The sequence below is a fragment of the Duganella sp. GW822-FHT06D06 genome (genome assembly GCF_058799615.1).
This window is the reverse complement of record NZ_JBXALQ010000020.1, coordinates 58,012-80,257: the sequence shown is the minus strand read 5'-3', so window position 1 is coordinate 80,257 and position 22,246 is coordinate 58,012. Positions and strand designations below refer to the sequence as shown.

The following is a 22,246-nucleotide window of genomic DNA, read 5'->3' as shown; positions in this document are numbered from 1 at the left end:
GGTTAGTAGCTGTAGCCGACGCCGACCAGCAGCAGGTCGGCGTCGCGGTGGTAGTCGGTGACGACGCGGTTCAGCGACAGCGTGCCGACTATCCGCTTGCTGAAGTGGTAGCGGCCCGCCACCGACACCAGTCCCGCCTTGTGCGAACGCGTGCCTGGCACGTCGTGCACTTCAAACGCCAGGTACGGCCCCACGCCCATCCCCAACTCCATGTCGCGGTTCAATGAACGGATCAGCCATAGCTGCGTCGCCACGCCGGTGCGGTGCGTGCCGGCCGAGGTGCCTTCGCTCAGTGCCGTCACGGTCCAGTCCACATAGCGCCCGACCGCGCGCCGGTATTCGATGCTGGTGGCCTTTGATCGCTCCGACTCCAGGCTGTTGACGATGCTTTGCCCGGCCAGCACCGTCACCGTGTCGTCGGTCGACTTGCCGCCGTCCAGGTGCAGCTTGTCGCCGCGCACGCTGTCGAAGCGGTAGCCGACCCCCACCAGCAGCGAGGTGCTCGGATCCTTGGCGCCGGTCGGCACCACGCGGTTCAGCTGCACCTGGGTGTACCAGCGGTTGGGATGGTGCCAGCTGGCTTGCACGCTGTAGATCGGCGCCCAGCCGTGGTCGTTGATGTAGGGCTGGCCGCTGCCGCCGCCGGGACGGGAGGTGTCGAAGAAGTAGTACTGGCCCACACCCACGCCCCAGGACAGGCCCTGTTCGCTGATGTGCGAGCGCAACCACAGCTGGGCGGCGACGCCGTCGCGATGGTGGTTGTGCGGATGGCCTTCGTTCAGGTAGCCCAGGCTCAGCGCCAGGTAGTCGCCCACCGGCTGCGCGTAGTTGACGCCGACCGCGAACGAGTTCTCATTGGTGCCGCTGACGCGCAGGGCGCCGCCCTGCAGCGACAAATCCTGGGCATGAACTGCGGCGCCCGCCAGCAGAGTGACGAGCAGGAGGGGGAGGCGTTTGGGCATAGGTGGTTTCGGTTTCTGTCAGGAATACTGCCGAGATTACCGGAAACTCAGGAAATGCCGCGCCATATTGCTGATGCGGCAATAATCGCGGCCGGAATTCAAGGTTGAACCTGCACCTTGGTGATGTAGTACTCGGTTTCGCCGAAGCACTGGCTGGGCACGCCCTTGTGCTGCGAGTAGCTCAGCACCACGCGCTTGCCGGTGGCCGCCATCAGCTGCTGGGCGACGGCGTCGTCGCGCACGCTGAACTCGAATTTCTCGGGGATGGCGCCCGGCATCGAGGTCAGCAGGATTTCGCCTTCCCAGGTCTTGCAGACCCAGCCCCGGCTGGAGAATTTTTGCAGGTAGCCGGCCCGTTCGCCGTCCGAGTAGGACATGTGCAGCATGATCCAGGTGTAGGCCATGAAGATCAGCAGGGCGGCGGCCAGCAGGCCGACGAGGTAGAGCGTTACGCGTTTGGAAGTGGTCATGGATGGCTAGGGTTGAGTGCAATGTTTTTAATCTTATCACGCGGCCAGCCGGCGTTTGTGGCGGATCGACGACCACAGCGCCACGCCGATGAACGCCACCCCCGACAAACCGGTGAACCATTCCGGAATATGGTATTTGACGCTGGCCAGCATGATCAGCGCCAAAATGCCGATGGCGTAGTGGGCGCCGTGCTCCAGGTAGACGTATTCGTCCAGCGTGCCCTTGTGCACCAGGAACACCGTCAGCGAGCGCACGAACATGGCGCCGATGGCCAGCCCCAGCATGATGATGACGACGTCGCTGGTGATGGCGAAGGCGCCGATCACGCCGTCGAAGCTGAACGAGGCGTCCAGCACTTCCAGGTACAGGAAGCCGCCGAAGCTGCCGCGCGCCACCGTCGCCACCACCGCGCCGACGCCGGCCTCGGTGAGGTCGTCGTCCTCTTCCGGCGGGTCTTCCTCCAGCAGCGTGCTGATCCAGCCGACCGCAAGATACACCGCCACGCCGATCACGCCGGCCGCCAGTACCGTGTACTTTTCCTCCACCGGCACCAGGCCGACGCAGGCGAACACCGCCCCCAGCGCCACCAGCACGGCCAGCGTCTCGGTGCCGTGCTGGCCCAGTTTTTTCTCCATCCAGCCCAGCCAGTGCAGCTCTTTTTCCTCGTCGAACAGGAAGTTCAGGAACACCAGCAGCAGGAAGGCGCCGCCGAAGGCCGCCACCTGGGCGTGGGCGCCGGTCAGGTGGCGGGCGTACTCGGCCGGGTTGGCGGTGGCCATCCGCCAAACGTCCATCAGGCCCAGGCCGGTCGCCAGCGAGACGATCAGCAGCGGGAACAGCAGCCGCATGCCGAACACCGCGACGACGATGCCGACCGTCAGGAACAGCTTTTGCCAGAACGCGTCCCAGTGCCGCAACACCGAGGCGTTGACCACCGCGTTGTCGAACGATAGCGACACTTCCATCACGCCCAGCACGGCGGCCACCCACACCGCTTGCAGCAGGCCGGCGACGCCGCCGTGGGAGTAGCCCCACCAGGCGGCCAGCGCCATCAGGACGAAAGTGACGGCAAATGAGATTCTGAAGTGTTGCATCGTTGTATTTATGGAAATGGGAAGGGTGGCCTGAATTTTATAGCAGATGCTTCCGTCGCTGTAGGGCCATCTGCGATAATTGCGGCACAAAAATGCAAAGGAACCACCGATGGACATCGCTTACCTCGTCACCCCGCTGATTACCTGGATCACGGTCGGGCCGATCAAGTTTCTGATTAATAGCGCCAAGGCGCGCAAATGGGCGTTCAACCTGGTCGGCAACGGCGGTTTTCCCAGCAATCACAGCGCGGTGGTGTCCAGCATGGCGACTCTGATCGCGCTGCGCGAGGGCATCGGCCATCCGGCCTTCGGCGTGGCGGTCACGCTGTGCTTCATCGTCATCATCGACGCCAACAGCCTGCGCCAGCACGTCGGCAAGCAGGCGGCGGCGATCAACCGGCTGGCCAAGGAAGATGGCGGCCACACCTGGCTGCGCGAGCGCATGGGCCACACGCTGGTGGAAATCGGCGGCGGCCTGTGCACCGGCATCGCCATCGCCCACGCCATCCACGCCATCTTCGGCCGCGGCTGATCCCGCCATTGAGCGGCGCGCCGCCTTGGCGCGCCACCCTCTGGCGCGCCGCTTTTCCTGTTCTTTTGGCCGGTCCCGGCTATTCTGACATTTCACCGTTTATCCCAGCATTTGGCAATTCAGCCACGTTTTTTGTCGTCCAGTCGCACGTTGATTGACCGATACCGGACAGTCGGAGATACTCTGCGCCCTGTAGTCTGGCTAAAACTTTAATAAGTAGTCGAGCACCCACGTGCCACTTTCTCGGAGAACTGTATGTTGCGCAAAACCCTTCTAGCTCTCGCCGTCGCTTCAGCCCTGGTTGCCTGCGGCAAGTCCTCCAAGGAGCCTGAAAAGGCGGGCGCCAGCGCCTCGGCCACCGCGTCAAAGGACGGCAAAGACGGCAAGGATGGCAAGTCCGCCACCCCGGCCGTGCTGTCGCTGGCCCCGGAAGACATGCTGACCATCGAAACCAACGCGCTGGCGTCCGGTCCGGTGATCACCGGTTCGGTCCAGCCCGAACGCAAGGCCGACCTGCGCGCCGAAGTGAGCGCCGTGGTGTTGCAAGTAATGAAAGAAAATGGCGAAGCCGTCAAGAAGGGCGACATCCTGGTGCGGCTGGACGAAACCTCGATCCGCGACGCCCTGAACTCGGCCGACGAAGCCACCCGCGCCGCCCAGCAGACGCTGGAGCAGGCCACCCGCATGTTCGAGCGCCAGAAAACGCTGCGTTCGTCCGGCATGGTGTCGACCCAGGCGCTGGAAGATTCCGAAATCCGCCGCAACAACGCCCAGAGCGAGCTGGCCGGCGCCAAGTCGCGCTCGGTGGCCGCCCGCCAGCAGCTGACCCGCACCCTGGTGCGCGCGCCGTTCGACGGCGTCGTCAGCGAGCGCAAGGTGTCCAACGGCGACACCGCCGGCATCGGCAAGGAACTGATCAAGGTGATCGATCCGTCCAGCATGCGCTTCGAAGGCCTGGTGTCGGCCGACAAGATCGGCGAGGTCAAGGTCGGCCAGCCGGTCCGCTTCCGCATCAACGGCTACCAGAACCGCGACTTCGGCGGCCGCGTCAAGCGGGTCGATCCGTCGGCCAATGCGGTCACGCGCCAGGTGGAGGTGCTGGTCGAGTTCGCCGGCAAGGACATGCCGGGCGTGGCCGGGCTGTACGCCGAAGGCCGGGTGGAATCGAACGTCGCCAACGCTTTGATGATCCCCGATTCGGCGCTGGTGACCAGCGGCGACCATACCTACACCTGGCGCGTCAACGGCAAGGCCTTGGGCAAGGTCGCGCTGAACATGGGCGTGCGCGATCCGCGCACCGGCCAGTGGGAAGTGCGCGGCGGCCTGGCCGCGGGCGACCGCGTGCTGCGCGTGCCGAACTCCGGCTACAAGGATGGCCAGGGCGTCGAGCTGACCGCGCCGAAAGTGGCGGCGGCCGGCAACGGCGCGGCCCAGGCCTCGGCGGCGCCGGCCTCAAGCACCGCTGCGAAAGGGAACTGATCCATGTTCTTATCCGATTTCAGTATCAAACGGCCGATCGCGACCATCGTCCTGATTGTCGCCATGATGTGCCTGGGCTTGCTGGCGCTGAAGAAGCTGCGCGTCAACCAGAATCCGGACGTCGAGGTGCCGTTCATCATCGTCAGCGTGCCGTATCCGGGCGCCTCGCCCGACACGGTCGAGCGCGAGATCGTCAACCGGCTGGAGAAGCCGCTGCAGGCGCTGTCCGGCGTGACCAAGCTGGAGAGCTCGGCCGACGAAGGCTCGGCGCAGATCTTCATCGAGTTCAGCTTCAAGAAGAACCTGATCGAGGCGTCCGACGAGATCCGCAACGCGATCGCCTCGGTGCGCTACAAGCTGCCGCTGGAGATGCGCGAACCGATCTTGCAGCGCATCGATCCGGCCTCGGATCCGGTGATGCAGATCTCGCTGTCGTCGACCAGCCAGAGCCACGCCGAGATTTCGCGCCTGGCCGAGGACATGCTGTCGGACCGCTTCCGCGCGGTGGACGGGGTGTCGCAGGTGCGGGTCAACGGTTCGCTCAAGCGCGAACTGTCGGTGCTGCTGCACGCGGAAAAGCTGCGTGAATACAACGTCTCGGTCAGCGAGGTGGTCAGCGCGCTGCACAACCAGAACACCAACGCGCCGGTGGGCAAGGTGCGCGGCGTGCTCGACGAGAAGAGCATCCGCCTGGTGGGCCGCATCGTCACCCCGCGCGAATTCGAGAGCGTGGTGGTCAAGCGCCGCGGCGACGAAGTGGTGCGCCTGGCGCAACTGGCCACGATCGAGGACGGCTTCGCCGAAGTCAACGGCCTGAGCATCCGCAGCGGCAAGCCCAACGTCGGCATCGCCATCTCCCGTTCGCGCGACGCCAGCACGGTGTCGGTGGCGGCCAAGCTGCGCGAGGAAATCAAGACGATCAACGCCACGCTGCCGGCCGGCACCAAGATGGAAATCACCCGCGATGGCGGCGACGAGTCGCAGCGCAGCCTGAACAACGTGATCGAATCGCTGGTGCTGGGCGCGGTGCTGACCATCTTCGTGGTGTACGCCTTCCTGAACTCGTGGCGCTCGACCTTGATCACCGCGCTCAGCCTGCCGACCTCGGTGGTGGCGGCTTTTATCGCGGTGTGGCTGTGCGGCTTCACCTTGAACTTCATGACCCTGCTGGGCCTGTCGCTGGCGATCGGCGTGCTGATCGACGACGCCATCGTGGTGCGGGAAAACATCGTGCGCCACATGCAGATGGGCTCGGACCGCCGCACGGCGGCGCTGAACGGCACCGCCGAGATCGGCATGGCCGTGGCCGCGACCACCTTCTCGATCATCGCCGTGTTCATTCCGGTGGCCTTCATGCCGGGCATTTCCGGCGAATGGTTCCGTCCGTTCGCGCTGACGGTGACCTGCTCGGTGCTGGTCAGCCTGGGCATTTCGTTCACGCTCGATCCGATGCTGTCGGCCTACTGGGGCGACCCGGTCGACCACCACACGGCGCCGAAAAAAGGCCTGGGCAAGATGCTGCAGCGGTTCAACGACTGGTTCGACCAGCAGTCCGACCGCTACGGCCGCGTGATCGCCTGGGCGCTGCATCACCGCCGCTGGATGGCCGTGATCGCGTTCAGCACCTTCGTCGGCGCCATCGTGCTGCACGCCAAGTGGGGCGGCTCCAGCTTCCTGCCGGCGGCCGACCGCAGCACCATCGCCATCGACGTGCGCATGCCGCCGTCGGGCAGCGTGGAGATCGCGCGCCGCAAGATGGAGACCATCGCCGCCATCGCCCGCACGATTCCTGAAACCAAGGACACCAACTCCAACATCAGCGCCGGCGGCGGCCGTATCTACCTGGACATCGGCAAGCGCCAGTTCCGCAAGCGCACCGCGTTCCAGATCGGCGCCGAGCTGCGCGAAAAGATGGGCCATATCGCCGGCGCCGAGATCTCGGTGGTCGACGACCTGGGCAACCAGGGCAAACCGGTGCAGATCGAATTCACCGGCCCGGATTCGCGCCGCCTGATGGAGATCACCAACGCCTTTATGGACAAGCTGCGCCAGGTCCCGGGCGCGGTGGATGTCGGCCTGTCGCAGCAGGATCCGAAGAACGAGTTGCAGATCGAACTCAATCGCGGCCTGGCCAACTCGATGGGCATTTCCGTCAACGATGCGGCGCAATCGCTGCGGGTGGCGTTCGCCGGCGTCGAAGTGGGCGACTGGGTCGATCCGACCGGCGAATCGCGCGACGTCGCGGTGCGGCTGGCGCCGGAAGACCGCGTCAGCGCGGAAAACATCGAGCGCCTGCCGATCTCGGTGACCGGCACCAACCAGATGGTGCCGCTGGACCAGATCGCCACGATCACGATGGGCAAGGGTCCGTCCACCATCGAGCACAAGAACGGCAAGCGCACCGTGACCGTGTCGGCCAACGTGCAGGGCCGTTCGCCGGGCGAGGTGAACGCCGACGCCATGAAACTGGCCAACGCCATCGACTTCCCGCCCGGCTATGGCCTGGACCAGGGCGGCGACGGCAAGCACCAGAGCGAGCTGTTCACGGAAATGGGGATCGCGCTGGTCATGGGCATCGGCCTGATGTACCTGATCCTGGTCATGCAGTTCGGTTCCTTCACGGCGCCGGTGGCGGTGATGCTGTCGCTGCCGCTGTCGCTGATCGGCGTGGTGCTGGCGCTGATGGCCACCAAGAGCACGTTGAACCTGATGAGCTTCATCGGCGTCATCATGCTGATGGGCCTGGTCGCCAAGAACGCCATCCTGCTGCTGGACGCGGCGCGCAAGCGCGAGGAAGAAGGCTACGGCCGCGAGGAAGCGCTGATGTACGCTGGCCGCATGCGCCTGCGTCCTATCCTGATGACCACCTTCGCGCTGATCGCCGGCATGTTCCCGGTCGCGCTGGGCCTGGGCGAGGGCGGCGAGTTCTACCGTCCGCTGGCGATCGCCATCATCGGCGGCACCATCACCTCGACCATCCTGACCCTGCTGGTGGTGCCGACCTTCTACGACAGCATCGAGATCGCCAAGGACCGCGCCATCGCCAAGTTCCACCGCCGCGCGCTGCGCTGGACGGCTGGTCCGGCGCTGGTCATGACCCTGGTCGAAGGCCTGCTGACGCTGATCTTCGTGCGCTTCGTGTTCCGCATGGTGATGTGGGTGGTGTACAAAGTGACCGGCAAGGGCGGCCGCGGCCTGCCGCCGTCCGGCGCGCTGGACCCGCATTAAGTCCTTGTTTCATCGACACTAAAAAAGGACCTTCGGGTCCTTTTTTTACGTCCAGGATGCAGAGCGCTTGCTCGGTTTCAAGGTTTTAATTAGTGTTTCTCCTCTAACGACTTGCCTTTTGTTTCGTTTTATAAATGTAGTATGCTGCTGGCCTCCTGCACCGGTTTTGGCGCAAGAATCCAGAAAAACCTGGCGCAGTGCCGCCACTTATAAAAAGCGAGACCACCATGCAACACAAATACCTCCCCCTGATCATTGCCGCCGCGCTCAGCGCCATGTCCGCCGGCGCCAACGCGTCCGGCTATCGTTTCGGCTCGCAGAGCGTTGCGGCCCAAGGCACGGCTGATTCCAGCGCCGCCGAAGCCAACGATGCGACCACCATCTTCTACAACCCGGCCGGCATGTCCCGCCTGGACGGCATGCAGATCAGCGCCGGCGCCACCATGGTTGTGCCGCACTCGACCTTTACCGACAGCGGCTCGACCCGCTTCACCGGCACCCCGACCGGCGGCACCGCCGCCAGCGGCTACGTGCCGAAACAGGTCACCGCGCCATCGTTCTACCTGAGCAAAAAACTGAACGACAAGTGGGCCGTCGGCGTCGGCATGTTCGTGCCATACGGCACCAAGATCAGCTACGGCGACACCTGGACCGGCCGCTACGCGCTGTCCGACGTCAAGCTGGAATCGGTCACGCTGAACCCGTCGGCGTCGTTCAAGCTGAACGAACAGCACGCCTTCGGCTTCGGCATCGACGCCGAATTCATGAAAGCCAACCTGGGCCAGGCCGTCGACGTGCCGGGTTCGGTCGCCGCGCTGGCGGGCACGCCCAATTCGCTTGCGCTGGCCAAGCAGATCGCTCAGCTGGGCGGCAACCCTAAACTGCTGGGCGCGACGCGCGACGGCCACGGCTCCAACGACGGCAAGGACTGGGGCTGGGGCTTCAACCTGGGCTATCTGTTTACGCTGGACCAGAACACCCGCTTCGGCCTGACCTACCGCTCGTCGATCTCGCACCAGCTGCGCGGCAGCACCGTGTGGGACTTCTCGACAGTGACCAACGATCCTATCGTCAACGGCGTGCTGCAAGCGGCGTCGCACAAGGCCAACTCGGCCGCGCTGGTAGCGCTGCGTACGCCTGAGACGCTGTCGGCCAACGTGTTCCACCAGTTCGACGCCAAGTGGGCCGGCATGGCGGACGTGACCTTCGTGCGCCACAACCGCCTGGGCAACCTGGACATCCAGTTCCCAGGCACCACCGAAGGCGCCGAAGTGATCCGCCAGCAGTGGAAGAACACCGTGCGCGTTTCGCTGGGCGGCAACTACGCCTACAACGAAAACCTGACCCTGCGCGCCGGCCTGGCCTACGACGAATCGCCGGTCAAGAACGCCGAGCTGACCCACCCGGCGCTGCCGGACAGCGACCGCATGCAGTATTCCTTCGGCGCCAACTGGAAGCTGAACGCCCGCTCGTCGATCGACCTGGCCTACAGCTTCCTGGACTTCAAGGATGCGAAGATCAACTACACCAACGCCTGCAACCCGCTGGCGACCACCTGCACGGGTAACGGTGAAACCACCCGCGGCACGTTCAAGACCCACCTGTCGCTGATCGGCGTCGCCTACAACTACAAGTTCTAATCCAGGACGTCGTAGCGAAAAGGACCTTCGGGTCCTTTTTTTACGCCTATTGATTGGTGGTGGGCGGCGGCGCGCTGCCTTGCTGCGCCGGCGGCGTGGTGGCCGGCGGCGGCGTCGTGGCCGGCGCGGCCGGTTCAGGCGTGGTCACGCTGGGCGTGGGCGGTTGGTCCGCCGGACGCTTGTTGCAGCCGCCCAGCAAGGCAAGCGACATGGCCGCGCCCAGTAAAAGTCGGGAGGTAAGGGCTAGGGAAGTCATCATTTTTCCTTTCAACTAAGGGAAAAAATTAGACCGCGCCGCCGGCCGGCGGTTCCGTCGATGTTGGTTATTATTGAATAGATTTTACATATGGCAACAATGTTAGGCTGCCATGGTATTCCAACCAACTGAGGTGTAACCCCATGATCATGAATTTATCGAAAAAAACGGCGCCGGCGGCGCTGCTGGCGATGACCTTGGTCGCCTGCGGTGGCGGCGGTGGCGGCGCCGCCGTCGCGCCGCCGGTGGTCGCCAGCTTCCCCGTGCAGCAAGCGCTGGGCTACGCCTACACGCATGGTCTGCAGTCGAGTCTGACTATAACGGGCACCACCAGCAATGGCGCCACCGTCATTCCGTTGGGCGGCACGCTCACCTATACGCTCGGCGTCGCGGTCAATGCCACGTTCAATGGTGCTGCCGCGCTGCAAGCCACGGAAACCATCAGCGGAACATTGGCCGGTTCCGGCGTTTCGCAGCCGCTGAGCGTTTCCGGCCAGTTGTACGTGAACCCCCAGTACGCGCCGATCGGTTCGACCGAGTCGGACGAATATTGCGTGGCGACCAGCTCGGCGGGCTATCCGGCCAGCGCCACCGCCGGGCAGAGCGGCGACATCGCGTCCTTCAACTGCTACACCGACAGCACCCGGCGCACGCTGGTCAACACGCAAAAAATCACCTATGTCACCACGGCCGGCAGCGACAGCAGCAGTCTCAATTTTCAAATGCTGAGCAAGGTTTTCGACGCCAACAACAAGGCCGGGGCCACCACCACCACCACGTACACGATCTCGGCTGCGGGCATACCGAAACTGAGCCGGGTGCAGATGACGGGCACCGAAAACGGCATCAACGTCGACATCGACGCGAAATAAGCGCCGGCGCTTCGATCGTTCAGGCGGCCTTGCGGTCGCTGTCGATGGGCAGCTCGGCGTCGCTGTTGAAGACGGCCAGGTCGGTCTCGCCCAGCACCCGGCTGGTGACGGTGCCGGCGGCGATCGAGCCGCTGACGTTGAGCGCGGTGCGGCCCATGTCGATCAGCGGTTCGATCGAGATCAGCAGGCCGGCCAGGGCCACCGGCAGGTTCATCGACGACAGCACGATCAGCGCGGCAAAGGTGGCGCCGCCGCCGACCCCGGCCACGCCCACCGAACCGATGGTGATGATCGCCAGCAGCGGCGCGATGAAGGCCAGCGTGAACGGGTCGATGCCGACGGTGGGCGCGATCATCACCGCCAGCATGGCAGGGTAGATGCCGGCGCAGCCGTTCTGGCCGATGGTGGCGCCGAACGAGGCGGCGAAGTTGGCGATGCCTTCCGAGGTGCCCAGGCGCAGCGTCTGCGTCTGCACGCTCATCGGGATGGCGCCGGCGCTGCTGCGCGAGGTGAAGGCGAAGGTCAGCACCGGCAGGATTTTCTTCACGTAGCGGGCCGGGTTGAGGCCGGCGCCGGCGACGAGCGCCAGGTGCACGCAGAACATCAGGATCAGCGCGCTGTACGAGGCCAGCACGAAGTCGATCAGGTGCAGGATGTCGGTGTAGCTGGAGCTCGACACCACTTGCGCCATCAGCGCGAACACGCCGTAGGGCGTGAGCCGCAGCACCAGCGTGACGATGCGCATGACGATGGCGTGGGCGACCTGGATGAAGCGCTCGAAGGAGGCGAACACATCCGGCTTCTTGTCGTGGATGCCGGTGGCGGCGATGCCGATGAACACCGAGAAGATCACCACCGCGATGGTCGAGGTCTTGCGGCCGCCCGTCATGTCGAGGAAGGGATTGGCCGGGATGAAGCTCAGCAGCATGCCCGGCAGCGAGATCGCCTGCGCCGCCTCGACCTTGCCTTGCAGGTAGACGCCGCGCGCGACGTCGGCGCTGGAGGCGGTCAGGCCGACCGCGCTCAGCTGGAACAGCTTGGCCATCAGGATGCCGAGGCCGGCCGCGATCAGCGTGGTCAGCATCAGCAGGCCGATGGTCAGCGCGCTGATCTTGCCCAGCGAGTTGATGCCCTTGAGCTTGATGATGGCGGAAATGATGGACACCATAATCAGCGGCATGATGATCATTTGCAGCAGCTTGACGTAGCCGGAGCCGACGATGTCGAGGTAGTCGCCGGTGGTCTTCAGTTCGGTCGCGCTGGCGCCGTACAGCGCTTGCAGCGCGGCGCCCAGCAGCACGCCCAGCCCCATGCCGGTGAACACCCGCACCGAAAAGGACGCATGGCGGCGCTGCAGTGCATACAGCGCGCCCAGCAAGGCGAGCGCCGCCAGCAGGTTGAGAATTACGTTGATCGTCATGGATTGCCCTTTGCTGCCGCTGTGAAGCGCTTATTTTATATGCGAATGCCGACCGGCACGCTGGCGCCATCCGCCAAAAGACGAATATTTGGCGATATCGTTATGCAGTTTTCATTCCAGGTCCGGGGCCGGTTAGCCTGAAGAGGCCGTTTCGCTTATATAATCGCCACACAATCAAATTCATGGAAGAGCTGCGATGAAATCCCTGTTGGCCCTGATGTTAGTTTCGAGCGCGGCCCTGGCCGATGATGGCGCCATGTTGCGTTGCCGGCAGTTGACCGACGGTCCTGCCCGCTTGAGTTGCTACGATGCGATCCAGCTGGGTGCGCCGGCCACGGTTGCGGCAACGGCGGCGGTGGCGGCGGCGCCGGCCAAGGTGGATCTGGAGCGCAGTTTCGGCGCTGAAAGCTTGTCGACCACCATCAAGCTCGACTCGATAGAAAGCAGCATCGTCGGCAACTTCGATGGTTGGGTGCCGAAGCAGCGCATCCGCCTGGCCAACGGCCAGGTGTGGATGATCAACGACGACAGCCAGGAAGACCTAAGCCTGGTCAATCCCAAGGTCAAGGTCGAGCGCGGCCTGATGGGCGCGATCTACATGGACATCGACGGCGCCCGCACCGCCCCGCGCGTCAAGCGCATCAAATAAACCAAGGGGGTCAAGTCTGACATTCGGACACGGGCTCTGCCGTAGCCAGTGCTACGGCAGAGCCCGTGTCCGAATGTCAGACTTGACCCCCGCTTATTGACCTCCGCTTAACCAGATGTCGAAGCGGGTTGTGCCTTGGCCGGTGGCGGCCAGGCGGTAGCTGTAGCCGTGCCGGTTCAGTACTTCCCGCACGAACAGCAGGCCGATGCCCTGGCCGCCTTTCTTGGTGGTGAAGAAGGGGGTGAACAACTGCCGCGCCGGTACGTCGCCCAGCAGGTCGCCGGAGTCGATCACCGACAGCCGCACGCCGCCGGCCTCGCTGGCCAGCACGAACTCGATCGTCTTCTCGCCGGCCGCCTGTGCTTCCACCGCCTCCATCGCGTTCTTGACCACGTTCAGCAGCGCCTGCTCCATCAGGTGGCGGTCGAGGGCGATCGCCGGCACCTCGTCGCAGCGCTGCCAGGCGATGCGGATGCCGCGGCTGCGGCACGGCTCGCGGTACAGGTAGAGGATGTCGTCCATGATGGCGCGCACGGCGTTGGGCCGCAGCTCCGGCGCCGGCATCTTGACCACCCGCGTGAAGCGCTCGATGAACTCGCCCAGGCTGACGTTGCGGCGCTTGACGGCGACGATGGCGGTGCTGAAGTCCTCGCCGTCGCGCTCGGCCAGCTGGCTGCGGTAGTACAGCAGCGAATCGAGCACCGAACCGGTGGCCGCCACCGTGTTGTTGACCTCGTGCGCCAGTACGCGGATCAGCTTGTCGTAGGTGGCTTTCTCCGAACTTTCCAGTTCGGCCGTCAACTCCTCGATCAACAGGAAGTGGCGGGCGAAGCCGCGGTCGTAGAAGTGGCCCCGCTGGCCTCGGTAGCGGCGGCCGTCGGTGTCGGTCAACAGCTGGCTGTCGCCCAGCGGCAGCGCGTCGAGCTGGGCCAGCAGGCCGGGGTGGTGCGGGTCGGCGTCGGCCGGCAGGCAGGCGGACAGCGGCTTGCCCTTGGCGTCGTCCAGCTTGAGCAGCGCGTGGGCGCTGGCGTTGAGCAGGCTGATGCGGCCGTCGAAATCGAACACGATCACCGCGCTCGGCGTCGCCTCCAGCAGGCGGTCGAGGAAGCCCTGCTGCTCGCCCAGCTGCAAGCGCTCCTGGTACAGCGCGCCCAGCATGGTGTTGAACAGCTGGACCAGTTCGTTCAACTGCGGATCGCCGCTTTGCTGCAGGCGCGCCGCGTAGTGCTGGTCTTGCAGCAGGTCGTGGAAGTGGCGGGTGTAGCTCAGCGGCTCCAGCGCGCGCCGGATCAGCAGCACGCCCAGCGCAAAGCTCAGCAGCACCACCGCTTCCAGCCCCAGCATCAGCAGCGGCGCCTGGTGGAACAGGCTGATGGTCAGGCCCAGGAACAGCAGATGGGCGGCGCTCAGGTAGCCATACAGGCTGCGGCGCAGGCTCATGCGCGCGCTTCGTGCTCGGACTCGGACCCGGCGTCGCCGCCCAGGCCGTGGCGTTCCAGCCGCCGGTACAGCGCGGTGCGGCTCAGGCCCAGCGCCTTGGCCACGCGCGAGATATTGCCCTGGTGCTGTTCCAGCGCCTTGGCGATCATGTGGCGCTCCACCTGTTCCAGGGTCATGCCGTCCACGCCCAGGCTGGACGAACGCGGCACGCCGCCGCCGTCGTTCTGATGCTGCTCGGCGGCGATGAAGTCGGCCTGTTTCAGTTCGCTCTTGCCGACCAGCAGCAGCGTGCGCTCCAGCGTCTGCTTGAGCTGGCGGATATTGCCGGGCCATGGCTGCGCGCTCAGCCATTCGAGCGCGGCCGGCGCGATGCTGGCCGGGCCCAGGCCATAACTTTCCGCCACCTGGACGATGATGTGGCGCGCCAGCAGCGGAATGTCGCTGCGCCGTTCGCGCAGCGGCGGCAGGCGGATGGTGATCAGGTTGAGGCGGTAGAACAGGTCTTCGCGGAACTCGCCGCTGGCGACCAGCTCGGCCAGCTCGCGGTTGGTGGCCGACACCACGCGGATGTCGGCCCGCTCCATGCGGCTGGCGCCGACCGCCTGGTAAGTCTGGTCCTGCAACACGCGCAGCAGCTTGACCTGGTCGGCGCGGTTCAGCTCGCCGATCTCGTCGAGGAACAGCGTGCCCTCGTGCGCGCTGGCGACGTGGCCCTTGCGGTCGGTCTTGGCGTCGGTGAAGGCGCCGCGCACGTGGCCGAACATCTCGCTTTCAAACAGCGACGGCGTGATCGCCCCCATGTTGATCTTGACGATGGGGCGCGCAGCGCGCGGGCTGTTGCGGTGCAGGGCGTCGGCGATCAGCTCCTTGCCACAGCCGCTCTCGCCCAGGATCAGCACCGGCGCCCTGGTGGCCGCGACTTGGCCGATGGTCGACAGCACCTTCAACAGCCGCGGATGCTCGCCGACGATGCCGCTGAAATCGAACTGGGCGTCGAGCGCGGCGCGCGTCGGACAGCCGGCCGGGGCGGGCGCGGCGATGTCCAGCGTGGTGCGGATCAGTTCCACCAACTGGGCGTTGTCCCACGGCTTGGTGAAGAAGTTGGCGGCGCCCGCCTGCACGCCCTTGACCGCCAGCGCGATCGAACCCCAGGCCGTCATCAGCAACACCGGCAACGCCGGCTGCAGCTGCTTGATGTCGCCAAGCAGCTGCAAGCCTTCCTCGCCGCTGGTGCGCAGCGAGAAGTTCATATCCTGCAGCACCAGGTCGGCGCTCTGGCGCGCCAGCTGCGCCAGCGCCTGCTGCGGATCGTCGCAGCACACGGTGTCGAAGCCGGACTGCTTGAGCAGCAGCGCCAGCGACACCTGTACCGCGCTGTCGTCGTCGACGATCAGGATGCATTGCTTAGGGGATGGTTCCATCAATTCAAACAGCCTTATTCATAGTGCAGCGCCTGGGTCGGGCTCAGGCGCGCGGCGCGCCAGCCCGGATAGAGCGAACAGAGCAAGGATAGCAGATAGATCACGCTGGCCGATAGCGCGGTCGCCATCAAAAACACCGCCCAGTTCAGGCTGTCGCCCAGCACGCCGGTCAGCGGCAGCTGCACCAGCAACAGCAGCGCGATGACGATGGCGCCGGAACTGAGCAGCATCTGCTCGACGATGATCTGGCTGTAGATGTGGCCGGAATCGGCGCCGATGGCGCGCCGCAGGCCGATCTCCGGGATGCGCTGGGTGGTGTTCTGCCACAGCACGCCGAACAGGCCGAACGCCACCATCACCAGCAGGAAGGCGGCGATCACCGCCAGTATCGTCAGCGGAATGGTCTGGGCCTTCAGCATCGAGGTGCGCATGTCGACCGTCGGCGAGATGGTGTAGCTCCAGTCGTTGCGCACCAGCTTGAGCTGGCGGTTGAGCGCCGCTTCGAAGGTGCGCGGCGTGCCGGGCCGCACCTTGAGCTGGATCGCGTCCAGCGAACCGCCGCCGGCGCCGATCTGATGGCGCACCAGCATGAAGTTGGTCGGCGACATGAACTCGCCCTGGCTGCGGAATTCCTCGACGATGCCGACCACCCTGAACTGCTTGAGCGCCTTCTTGGGATTGTCCTCGTCTTCGCTGAATACCTGGCCGAGCACCGGCTTGCCGCCGGACAGTTGCTGCGCCAGGCGGCGGTTGATGACCACCGGCCGTTCGACCGCGCCGTCGTCCGCCCGGGAAAACCAGCGGCCCTCGGCCAGCGTCATGTCGGCCACGGCGGGAAATTCATCGCTCATCTCGAACAGGTTGGAGACGAACTTGCGCTTGCCCTCGCGCAGCGTGAATTCGCTGGTCCAGTTCGACGACTGGTAGACCGGGAAGCTGGTGAAGCTCACTTCCTCCACCTCCGGCAAGGCCTTCAGGCTCTGGCGCAGCTTGTCGTAGATCAGCGGATCGGCTTCGATGCCGCCCTCGGTGCGGGCGTTGAGCGCGACCGACCACAGGTTCTGGTAGCCGAAGCCGGTCGGCATCTGGTACAGCTGGTAGCTGCGCAGGGCGAACGCGCTGATGGCGAACACCACCACGAAGGCCAGCAGGATCTCCAGCGACAGCATCATATTGCGCGACTTGCGCTTCCAGATCAGTTTCAATAAGTGGCGCAGCATCATGCGGCTCCTTTCAAGGCGTGGACGGGGTCGAGGCGGGACATTTTCCAGGCCGGCAGCACGCCGGACAGCAGGCCGAACACGGTCGCCAGCAACAAGCCCATGCCGAACACGGCCAGGTTCAGTTCCACCTGCAGGTAGGGGATCAGGCCCGAGCCCTCGAGCCACCACAGCACCAGCCGCGCGCAGGCCAGGCCGATCAGGCCGCCGGCCAGGCACAGCAGCACATTCTCCAGCACCAGCTGGCGCACCAGGTGGCCGCTGGTGGCGCCGAAGGCCTTGCGCACGCCGATCTCGCTGCTGCGCTCGAGGATGCGGCCGGTGTTCAGGTTGACCAGGTTGAGCGCCGGCAGCGCCATGAACAGCAGCATCAGGCCGCCGATGATGAGCAGCAGCGTGGCGGCGCCGGAATCGGCCCCTTCGCGCTGCAACAGCATGCGGGAGAACAGGTCGAGCTTGCTGTCGCCCCAGATGCGGGCGATGTTGTAGACCTTGGGGTCGTCGAACACCACGGTCTTGGCGGCCGCTTCGATGTCGCGCCGGATGCGCGGCAGGTCGGCGGCATTGTGCGCCAGCACCAGCATGCCGAAGTTGCCGAACATCTGGCTGCGGTAGTCGGTGGACGGGAAGGTGGTGATCGGCGCCCAGATGTCGGCGAAGGCGTTGATGTGCATGGCGTCCTCGACCACGCCGATGACGGTGAAGTACTGGCCGCCGATGCTGATCTTCTGCGCCAGCGCCGGCTGGCCGGGGAACAGCTTGCGCGCGGTGCTGGCGTTGACCACGGCCACGAAGCGGCCCTGGTCGACGTCGGCCTGGTCCGGCACGCGGCCCTGCAGCACCTTGAAGTCGAGGATTTTCCAGTACTCGGCGTCGGTGCGGCGCATCATCAGTTCGCTGACGCGGCCCTCCTGGTAGACCGACACGGTTTCCGGCAGGGTGACGGCCGATACCGCCTCAACTCCCCGCAGCGGCTTGATGTATTTGTCGATCAGCTTGAAGCCGAGCGGGCTGCGGCGCACGCCCTTGTTCTCGCTGTGGCGGGCTTCGATCATGATGGCTTGCACGAAGCGGTCGCTCTTGCCTTCCACCCCGGTCGGATAAAAAGCGTTTTGCAGCAGCGCCGTGACCACCAGCAGCACCACCAGCGTCAGCACGATGCACAGCAGGTTGATGGCGGTGAACAGCTTGCGGCGCATGAAGACCTTCCACGCGGTCAGCAGGTAATTCCTGAACATGGCGTCTCCTTAAGCGACCAGCTGGCCGTCGAACACGCGCACGATGCGGCTGGCCAGCTTGGCTTCCTGCTCGTCGTGGGTGACCATCACCACGGTCGTGCCTTCGCTGTTGAGCTTGAGCAGGATGTCCATCACTTCCTGGCCCATCTTGCTGTCCAGGTTGCCGGTCGGCTCGTCGGCCAGCAACACCTGCGGCTGGCCGACGATGGCGCGGGCGATCGCCACGCGCTGCTGCTGGCCGCCCGACAGCTGGTTGGGGTAGTGGTCCATGCGGGCGCCGAGGCCGACTTTTTCCAGCGCCTCGCGCGCCAGCCGCTGGCGCTTCTTGGCCGACAGGTCGCGGTACAGCAGCGGCAGCTCGACGTTGTCGATCACGCGCAGGTCGTTGATCAGGTGGAAGCTCTGGAAGATGAAGCCGAAGGTGTTGTTGCGCAGCTTGGCCACATGCTTGTCCTTGTACGAGGCCACCGGCGCGCCGCCCACGTGGATGGCGCCGCTGCCTGGACGGTCCAGCAGGCCGATCAGGTTCAACAGCGTACTTTTGCCGCAACCGCTGGGGCCCATGATGCAGACGAATTCCGATTTCTCGACGTGCAGATCGATGTCTTTCAGGGCCAGGGTTTCGACTTTGTCGGTTTGATAGGTTTTGCTGACTTTGCTCAGGCGTATCATGATGCTGTCCTTTCGATGCGGTGATTGGGGCTAGTGGGCGACGCGGATGCTGTCGCGTTCCTTGTAGCGGGTGGTGTCTGAAATGATGAGGCGGTCGCCGGCGCGGGCGCCGGCCAAAATTTCCACGGCCTTGCCGTCGCTGGCGCCGATGTTGAGCGTGGTCTTGTGGGCCGTGCCGTTGCGCACCACGAAGATGTCCTGCGGGCCGCGGCCGTTGAAGGCGGGGCCGTAGTCGGCCAGCAGGGTGTTCTGTTTTTGCTCGGTGACGATGTTCACTTCCACCCGCAGCTTGTTGCGCAGCATAGGATGGTTGGGCTGGGCCAGGGTGACCAGCAGCTTGACGCTGCCGTTCTGGATTTCCGGCAGGATGGTCTGCACCACGCCGTCCAGCCGCACATTGCCCTGCTCGACGCGCACCGGCTGGCCGGCGCCGAGGGCGCGGGCGTGGAAGTCGGACAGCGAGGCTTCGACCTTGTAGTTGTTCAGCTCGGAGACCTTGGCCACCAGCTGGCCGGTGGCGAGGCTGGCGCCTTCGTCGGCCAGCAACCAGCTCAGCATGCCGGCGAAGGGCGCGCGCACCTGGGTTTGCGTCAGCAGTTCCTGTTGCTGCTGCAGCTGCTTTTGCAGGATGTTCTTTTGCAGCCGCGCGCCTTCGATGTTGGACGAGGTGACGCGCTTGCCGTCGTCGATCTGTTCGTGCTGCTGGCGCAGCTGGATCTCGGTGCGCTGGACGTTCAGCTCGGCCGTCAGCAAGTCCTCGGCCGAGACGCCGCCGGCCTTGCGCAGCGTCTGGTAGCGGCCCAGCTTGACGCGGGTCGCTTGCAGGTCCAGCTCCAGCAGTTCGATGGCGCTGACGATCTGCTTGCGTTTCTGTTCCATTTCCAGGGTCAGCGCCAGGATGCGGTTTTCCTGCTGGGCCAGTTGTTCGCGGATGCTGTCGATCGCCAGCACGATGGTGCGGTTGTCCAGTTCCAGCAGCAGCTCGCCGGCCTTGACTTGCTGGCCCAGCTTGGCGTGCACCTTGGCGACGTGGGTCTGGATCGGACTGGAGACCAGTTCCTCGTGGACCGGGATGACGATGCCGGAGGCGTTGATGGTGTTGGCGATATTGCCGACGCGGACTTCGGCCAGCAGCACGCTGCCGGCGTCGACGCTGGGGCTGACCACGCGGTTGATGCCCCACGCGGCGGCGCACAGCGTGGCCAGCGCGGCGGCCAGCACCATGACGGTCTTGCGCCGGCGGCCGGAGATGATAGAGGGGTTGAGCGCCTGGTCCATGGGGATGCGATAAAGAGCTGAAGATGTGCTCACTATTGCAATTGCCGTGCCACATGGCGCGGATGGCCGCAAAGCCAGTCAAATCAAGGCTCCGGCGCGCGGCCGCCGGCCGGGCCGGAGGCGCGCGCCTGCCCGTCTCCGTTCAACACTGTCCGGTAACGGACACCCCCGTCTGCCTAGAAGCGGTACTTGAGGCTGAGCGCTGCGCTGCGCGGGGCGGCGTAGGTGATCGCGCCATAGGCGGCGAACATGCCGAAGTGGGTTTTATCCAGCGCGTTGTTGAGGTTGAATTGCGCCGACCACTGGCGGTTGATGTCGTAGCGCGCCATCAGGTTCACCAGCGCATAGGCCGGCTGTTCGATCCGGCCGCCGCTGTTGGCGGGCGCGTTCGGATCGGTCATGTAGCCGCGGCCCTCCCAGTTGACGCCGCCGCCCAGGGTCAATGCCTTCCAGTCGTCCGGCAATTGCCAGGTGGTGAATGCGCGCAGCAGCTGGCGCGGGTAGACGCTGTTGATGTCCTTGCCGGCCGCATCCTCGGCGTGGAAGCGGGTGTAGCCGATGCTGGCGTTCCAGCCTTTGGCCAACTGGCCGGCGATGTCGAACTCGACGCCGCGGCTGGTGGCGCCGGTGGCGGCGCGGTACCAGGCCTCGGGCGCCAGCGGCCCGTTGCCGTCGCGGTCGACCAGGCCGGCTTCCTGGCCCAGCTTGTTCTGCTTGATCTGGAACAGCGCGAACGATGCGTTCAGGCGGCCTTCGAAGAACTCGCCCTTGATGCCGGCCTCGGCGCTCTTGCCTTCGATCGGGTCGAGGTTCCTGCCGGCGATGTCCTTCAGGTTCTGCGGCTGGAAGATGCTGGTGTAGCTGGCGTAGGCCGAGTAGTTGTCGTTGAGGTCGTAGACCAGGCCGGCATACGGCGTCAGCTGATGGTCGTGCTTGAGCTGGTAGGCGGACGTGTAGCGGCCGGTGCCGGTCTTGTCGTAGTCGCTCACGCGGGCGCCGACGATCAGCTTGAGCGGATCGGCCAGCGAGAAGCGCGCCACGCCGTACAAGGCTTGCTGCCTGGTGACGCTGCTTTCGTAGAATTGGGCTGCGCTCCATGTCGGCGCCGGATAGCCGCCGTTCCAGGTGTTGAAGTTGCCCACGTCCGGCGTGCCGCCGGGGCCGAAATCGGCGTCGTAGCTGTCGGTGCTGAATTGCTGCTTCGAATGCATGGCGCCGAACGCCGCCTCGTGCTTGCGGCCGCCCAGCGTGAACGGGCCGTTGGCGTGCAGGCCGAAGTCGTCCTGTTTGGTATGCGTATGGTAGGCGCCGGCGAACGCGCCCATGCCGAGGCCGGTGACGCGGTCGGGGATGCCGGACAGGTACAGTAGCGCGGAATCGGCCTTGCGGTCGCCGTGGCTGTAGCTGGCGCGCAGCTTCCAGCCGTTGTCGAATTCGTGGTCGAGGTTGGCGAAGAAGTTGTCGTACTCCGTGCCCCAGCGGGTCCAGCCGGCGGCCGAGGTTTTCGAACGGTCCCAGTTGGTCTTGCTGCCGTCGGTGTACCAGTAGGGCAGGCCGCCCCACATCGGCCCCTTGGGAGCGGTCTGCTGGCGGCTGTAGCCGGCCGACAGCAGGGTGTTGCGGCCCAGGTCCGCTTCCACCGTGCCATACAGCGTATGGCTGTTCTTCGTCATCAGCCGGGCCCAGTTGTCGCCGGCCTGGTATTCGCCCACCACGCGGGCGCGCACGCTGCCGGCCTGGTTCAGCGGGGTGGAGACGTCGGCCATGGCGCGCCGTTCGCTCCAGCTGCCGATGCCGAGCTCGGCCGAGCCGGTCAGCTGCTTGCTGCCGGCGCGCTTGCGCACCAGGTTGATGGCGGCGGACGGATTGCCGGCGCCGGTCATCAGGCCGGTGGCGCCGCGCACCACTTCCACGCGGTCGTAGGTGGCCAGGCTGCCCAGCACTTCGCCCGAGCTCCACGGCTGGTCCCAGGTGGTCGGGACGCCGTCGATCTGCAGGTTGTCGATATCGAAGCCGCGCGCGGTGAAGCCGGCGCGGTTGGTTTCGTATTGGTTGACGGCGACGCCGGTGACGTTGTTGACGACGTCGGTCACCGTCCGCAGGCCCTGGTCTTCGATGCGTTGCTGGGTCACCACCGAGATCGATTGCGGCGTGTCGCGCAGCGCCATGTTCAGCGGCAGGGCGGTCCTGGCCTTGCCGGTGGTGTAGGAAGCCGTGCCTTCGGTGGTGGCGCCCAGGCTCTGGCCGTGCACTTCAATCTGCGGCATGACCGCCGTGCTCGTTTCGGCCGCAATCTGCGCCTGCGCCGCCAGGGGCATGGCCAGCCCCATCAAGATCGCCAGCCGGTCCAACTTATGCTTGTCCATCCGTATCC

Annotated in this window: 18 protein-coding genes; 6 read left to right on the top strand and 12 right to left on the bottom strand. The window is 65.3% G+C overall.

Going from position 1 to position 22,246, the window contains the following annotated elements:
- Positions 1–2 precede the first annotated feature (2 nt).
- The 3 genes from AC1RMD_RS26860 to AC1RMD_RS26850 form a co-directional block, all read right to left on the bottom strand.
- Positions 3–962 (bottom strand): hypothetical protein, encoded by a 960-nt coding sequence (locus AC1RMD_RS26860; RefSeq protein WP_492931171.1) that lies wholly within the window; start codon positions 960–962, stop codon positions 3–5.
- A 98-nt stretch (positions 963–1,060) separates the two neighbouring features.
- Complete coding sequence (locus AC1RMD_RS26855) at positions 1,061–1,432, bottom strand: DUF8785 domain-containing protein (protein ID WP_492931169.1); 372 nt, start codon at positions 1,430–1,432, stop codon at positions 1,061–1,063.
- A 36-nt stretch (positions 1,433–1,468) separates the two neighbouring features.
- Positions 1,469–2,527, bottom strand: a complete 1,059-nt coding sequence (locus AC1RMD_RS26850; protein WP_492931167.1) for a DUF475 domain-containing protein — start codon at positions 2,525–2,527, stop codon at positions 1,469–1,471.
- Between the two features lie 109 nt (positions 2,528–2,636).
- Here AC1RMD_RS26850 and AC1RMD_RS26845 point away from each other — a divergent pair, with 109 nt between their 5' ends.
- From AC1RMD_RS26845 to AC1RMD_RS26830, 4 genes are all read left to right on the top strand, one after another.
- The gene (locus AC1RMD_RS26845; RefSeq protein WP_492931165.1) at positions 2,637–3,059 is read left to right on the top strand and encodes a divergent PAP2 family protein; all 423 of its coding nucleotides are present in this window, start codon (positions 2,637–2,639) and stop codon (positions 3,057–3,059) included.
- 255 nt (positions 3,060–3,314) lie between these two features.
- The gene (locus tag AC1RMD_RS26840; protein ID WP_492931163.1) at positions 3,315–4,538 is read left to right on the top strand and encodes an efflux RND transporter periplasmic adaptor subunit; all 1,224 of its coding nucleotides are present in this window, start codon (positions 3,315–3,317) and stop codon (positions 4,536–4,538) included.
- 3 nt (positions 4,539–4,541) lie between these two features.
- The gene (locus AC1RMD_RS26835) at positions 4,542–7,766 is read left to right on the top strand and encodes an efflux RND transporter permease subunit (RefSeq protein WP_492931161.1); all 3,225 of its coding nucleotides are present in this window, start codon (positions 4,542–4,544) and stop codon (positions 7,764–7,766) included.
- A gap of 227 nt (positions 7,767–7,993) precedes the next feature.
- Positions 7,994–9,406, top strand: coding sequence for an OmpP1/FadL family transporter (locus AC1RMD_RS26830; RefSeq protein WP_492931159.1), 1,413 nt, complete (start codon positions 7,994–7,996; stop codon positions 9,404–9,406).
- Positions 9,407–9,452: 46 nt separating this feature from the next.
- Here AC1RMD_RS26830 and AC1RMD_RS26825 read toward each other — a convergent pair whose 3' ends face one another.
- Positions 9,453–9,665, bottom strand: a complete 213-nt coding sequence (locus AC1RMD_RS26825; protein WP_492931157.1) for a hypothetical protein — start codon at positions 9,663–9,665, stop codon at positions 9,453–9,455.
- Positions 9,666–9,805: 140 nt separating this feature from the next.
- Between AC1RMD_RS26825 and AC1RMD_RS26820 the strand changes: the two genes are divergently transcribed.
- On the top strand, positions 9,806–10,534 hold the full coding sequence (locus AC1RMD_RS26820; RefSeq protein ID WP_492931155.1) for a hypothetical protein: 729 nt from the start codon (positions 9,806–9,808) through the stop codon (positions 10,532–10,534).
- 19 nt (positions 10,535–10,553) lie between these two features.
- Here AC1RMD_RS26820 and AC1RMD_RS26815 read toward each other — a convergent pair whose 3' ends face one another.
- Entirely contained in the window at positions 10,554–11,954 is a 1,401-nt protein-coding gene (locus tag AC1RMD_RS26815; protein ID WP_492931153.1) for an L-cystine transporter, read from the bottom strand.
- Between the two features lie 196 nt (positions 11,955–12,150).
- Here AC1RMD_RS26815 and AC1RMD_RS26810 point away from each other — a divergent pair, with 196 nt between their 5' ends.
- Complete coding sequence (locus AC1RMD_RS26810) at positions 12,151–12,603, top strand: hypothetical protein (protein WP_492931151.1); 453 nt, start codon at positions 12,151–12,153, stop codon at positions 12,601–12,603.
- Positions 12,604–12,696: 93 nt separating this feature from the next.
- Here the strand turns inward: AC1RMD_RS26810 and AC1RMD_RS26805 are convergent, their stop codons facing one another.
- From AC1RMD_RS26805 to AC1RMD_RS26775, 7 genes are all read right to left on the bottom strand, one after another.
- Positions 12,697–14,043, bottom strand: a complete 1,347-nt coding sequence (locus AC1RMD_RS26805; RefSeq protein WP_492931149.1) for a sensor histidine kinase — start codon at positions 14,041–14,043, stop codon at positions 12,697–12,699.
- Positions 14,040–15,464: a sigma-54-dependent transcriptional regulator gene (locus AC1RMD_RS26800; RefSeq protein WP_492931147.1), complete on the bottom strand. Its 1,425-nt coding sequence runs from the start codon at positions 15,462–15,464 to the stop codon at positions 14,040–14,042. Before AC1RMD_RS26800 ends, AC1RMD_RS26805 begins: the two co-directional genes overlap by 4 nt.
- 14 nt (positions 15,465–15,478) lie before the next feature.
- Positions 15,479–16,687, bottom strand: coding sequence for an ABC transporter permease (locus AC1RMD_RS26795; protein ID WP_492931145.1), 1,209 nt, complete (start codon positions 16,685–16,687; stop codon positions 15,479–15,481).
- Positions 16,684–17,922, bottom strand: coding sequence for an ABC transporter permease (locus tag AC1RMD_RS26790; RefSeq protein WP_492931143.1), 1,239 nt, complete (start codon positions 17,920–17,922; stop codon positions 16,684–16,686). Before AC1RMD_RS26790 ends, AC1RMD_RS26795 begins: the two co-directional genes overlap by 4 nt.
- Positions 17,923–17,931: 9 nt before the next feature.
- Entirely contained in the window at positions 17,932–18,594 is a 663-nt protein-coding gene (locus AC1RMD_RS26785) for an ABC transporter ATP-binding protein (protein ID WP_445232357.1), read from the bottom strand.
- Between the two features lie 30 nt (positions 18,595–18,624).
- The gene (locus AC1RMD_RS26780) at positions 18,625–19,872 is read right to left on the bottom strand and encodes an efflux RND transporter periplasmic adaptor subunit (RefSeq protein ID WP_492931141.1); all 1,248 of its coding nucleotides are present in this window, start codon (positions 19,870–19,872) and stop codon (positions 18,625–18,627) included.
- A gap of 176 nt (positions 19,873–20,048) precedes the next feature.
- The gene (locus AC1RMD_RS26775) at positions 20,049–22,238 is read right to left on the bottom strand and encodes a TonB-dependent siderophore receptor (protein ID WP_492931139.1); all 2,190 of its coding nucleotides are present in this window, start codon (positions 22,236–22,238) and stop codon (positions 20,049–20,051) included.
- Positions 22,239–22,246: the final 8 nt, after the last annotated feature.

What these genes read in the sequence shown, in the direction of transcription:
- AC1RMD_RS26795 (WP_492931145.1), bottom strand. Translation starts at nt 16,687, where the DNA reads ATGATGCTGCGCCACTTATTGAAACTGATCTGGAAGCGCAAGTCGCGC.
- AC1RMD_RS26840 (WP_492931163.1), top strand. Translation starts at nt 3,315, where the DNA reads ATGTTGCGCAAAACCCTTCTAGCTCTCGCCGTCGCTTCAGCCCTGGTT.
- AC1RMD_RS26850 (WP_492931167.1), bottom strand. Translation starts at nt 2,527, where the DNA reads ATGCAACACTTCAGAATCTCATTTGCCGTCACTTTCGTCCTGATGGCG.
- AC1RMD_RS26855 (WP_492931169.1), bottom strand. Translation starts at nt 1,432, where the DNA reads ATGACCACTTCCAAACGCGTAACGCTCTACCTCGTCGGCCTGCTGGCC.
- AC1RMD_RS26860 (WP_492931171.1), bottom strand. Translation starts at nt 962, where the DNA reads ATGCCCAAACGCCTCCCCCTCCTGCTCGTCACTCTGCTGGCGGGCGCC.
- AC1RMD_RS26815 (WP_492931153.1), bottom strand. Translation starts at nt 11,954, where the DNA reads ATGACGATCAACGTAATTCTCAACCTGCTGGCGGCGCTCGCCTTGCTG.
- AC1RMD_RS26785 (WP_445232357.1), bottom strand. Translation starts at nt 18,594, where the DNA reads ATGATACGCCTGAGCAAAGTCAGCAAAACCTATCAAACCGACAAAGTC.
- AC1RMD_RS26835 (WP_492931161.1), top strand. Translation starts at nt 4,542, where the DNA reads ATGTTCTTATCCGATTTCAGTATCAAACGGCCGATCGCGACCATCGTC.
- AC1RMD_RS26845 (WP_492931165.1), top strand. Translation starts at nt 2,637, where the DNA reads ATGGACATCGCTTACCTCGTCACCCCGCTGATTACCTGGATCACGGTC.
- AC1RMD_RS26800 (WP_492931147.1), bottom strand. Translation starts at nt 15,464, where the DNA reads ATGGAACCATCCCCTAAGCAATGCATCCTGATCGTCGACGACGACAGC.
- AC1RMD_RS26830 (WP_492931159.1), top strand. Translation starts at nt 7,994, where the DNA reads ATGCAACACAAATACCTCCCCCTGATCATTGCCGCCGCGCTCAGCGCC.
- AC1RMD_RS26825 (WP_492931157.1), bottom strand. Translation starts at nt 9,665, where the DNA reads ATGATGACTTCCCTAGCCCTTACCTCCCGACTTTTACTGGGCGCGGCC.
- AC1RMD_RS26810 (WP_492931151.1), top strand. Translation starts at nt 12,151, where the DNA reads ATGAAATCCCTGTTGGCCCTGATGTTAGTTTCGAGCGCGGCCCTGGCC.
- AC1RMD_RS26790 (WP_492931143.1), bottom strand. Translation starts at nt 17,922, where the DNA reads ATGTTCAGGAATTACCTGCTGACCGCGTGGAAGGTCTTCATGCGCCGC.
- AC1RMD_RS26780 (WP_492931141.1), bottom strand. Translation starts at nt 19,872, where the DNA reads ATGGACCAGGCGCTCAACCCCTCTATCATCTCCGGCCGCCGGCGCAAG.
- AC1RMD_RS26775 (WP_492931139.1), bottom strand. Translation starts at nt 22,238, where the DNA reads ATGGACAAGCATAAGTTGGACCGGCTGGCGATCTTGATGGGGCTGGCC.
- AC1RMD_RS26820 (WP_492931155.1), top strand. Translation starts at nt 9,806, where the DNA reads ATGATCATGAATTTATCGAAAAAAACGGCGCCGGCGGCGCTGCTGGCG.
- AC1RMD_RS26805 (WP_492931149.1), bottom strand. Translation starts at nt 14,043, where the DNA reads ATGAGCCTGCGCCGCAGCCTGTATGGCTACCTGAGCGCCGCCCATCTG.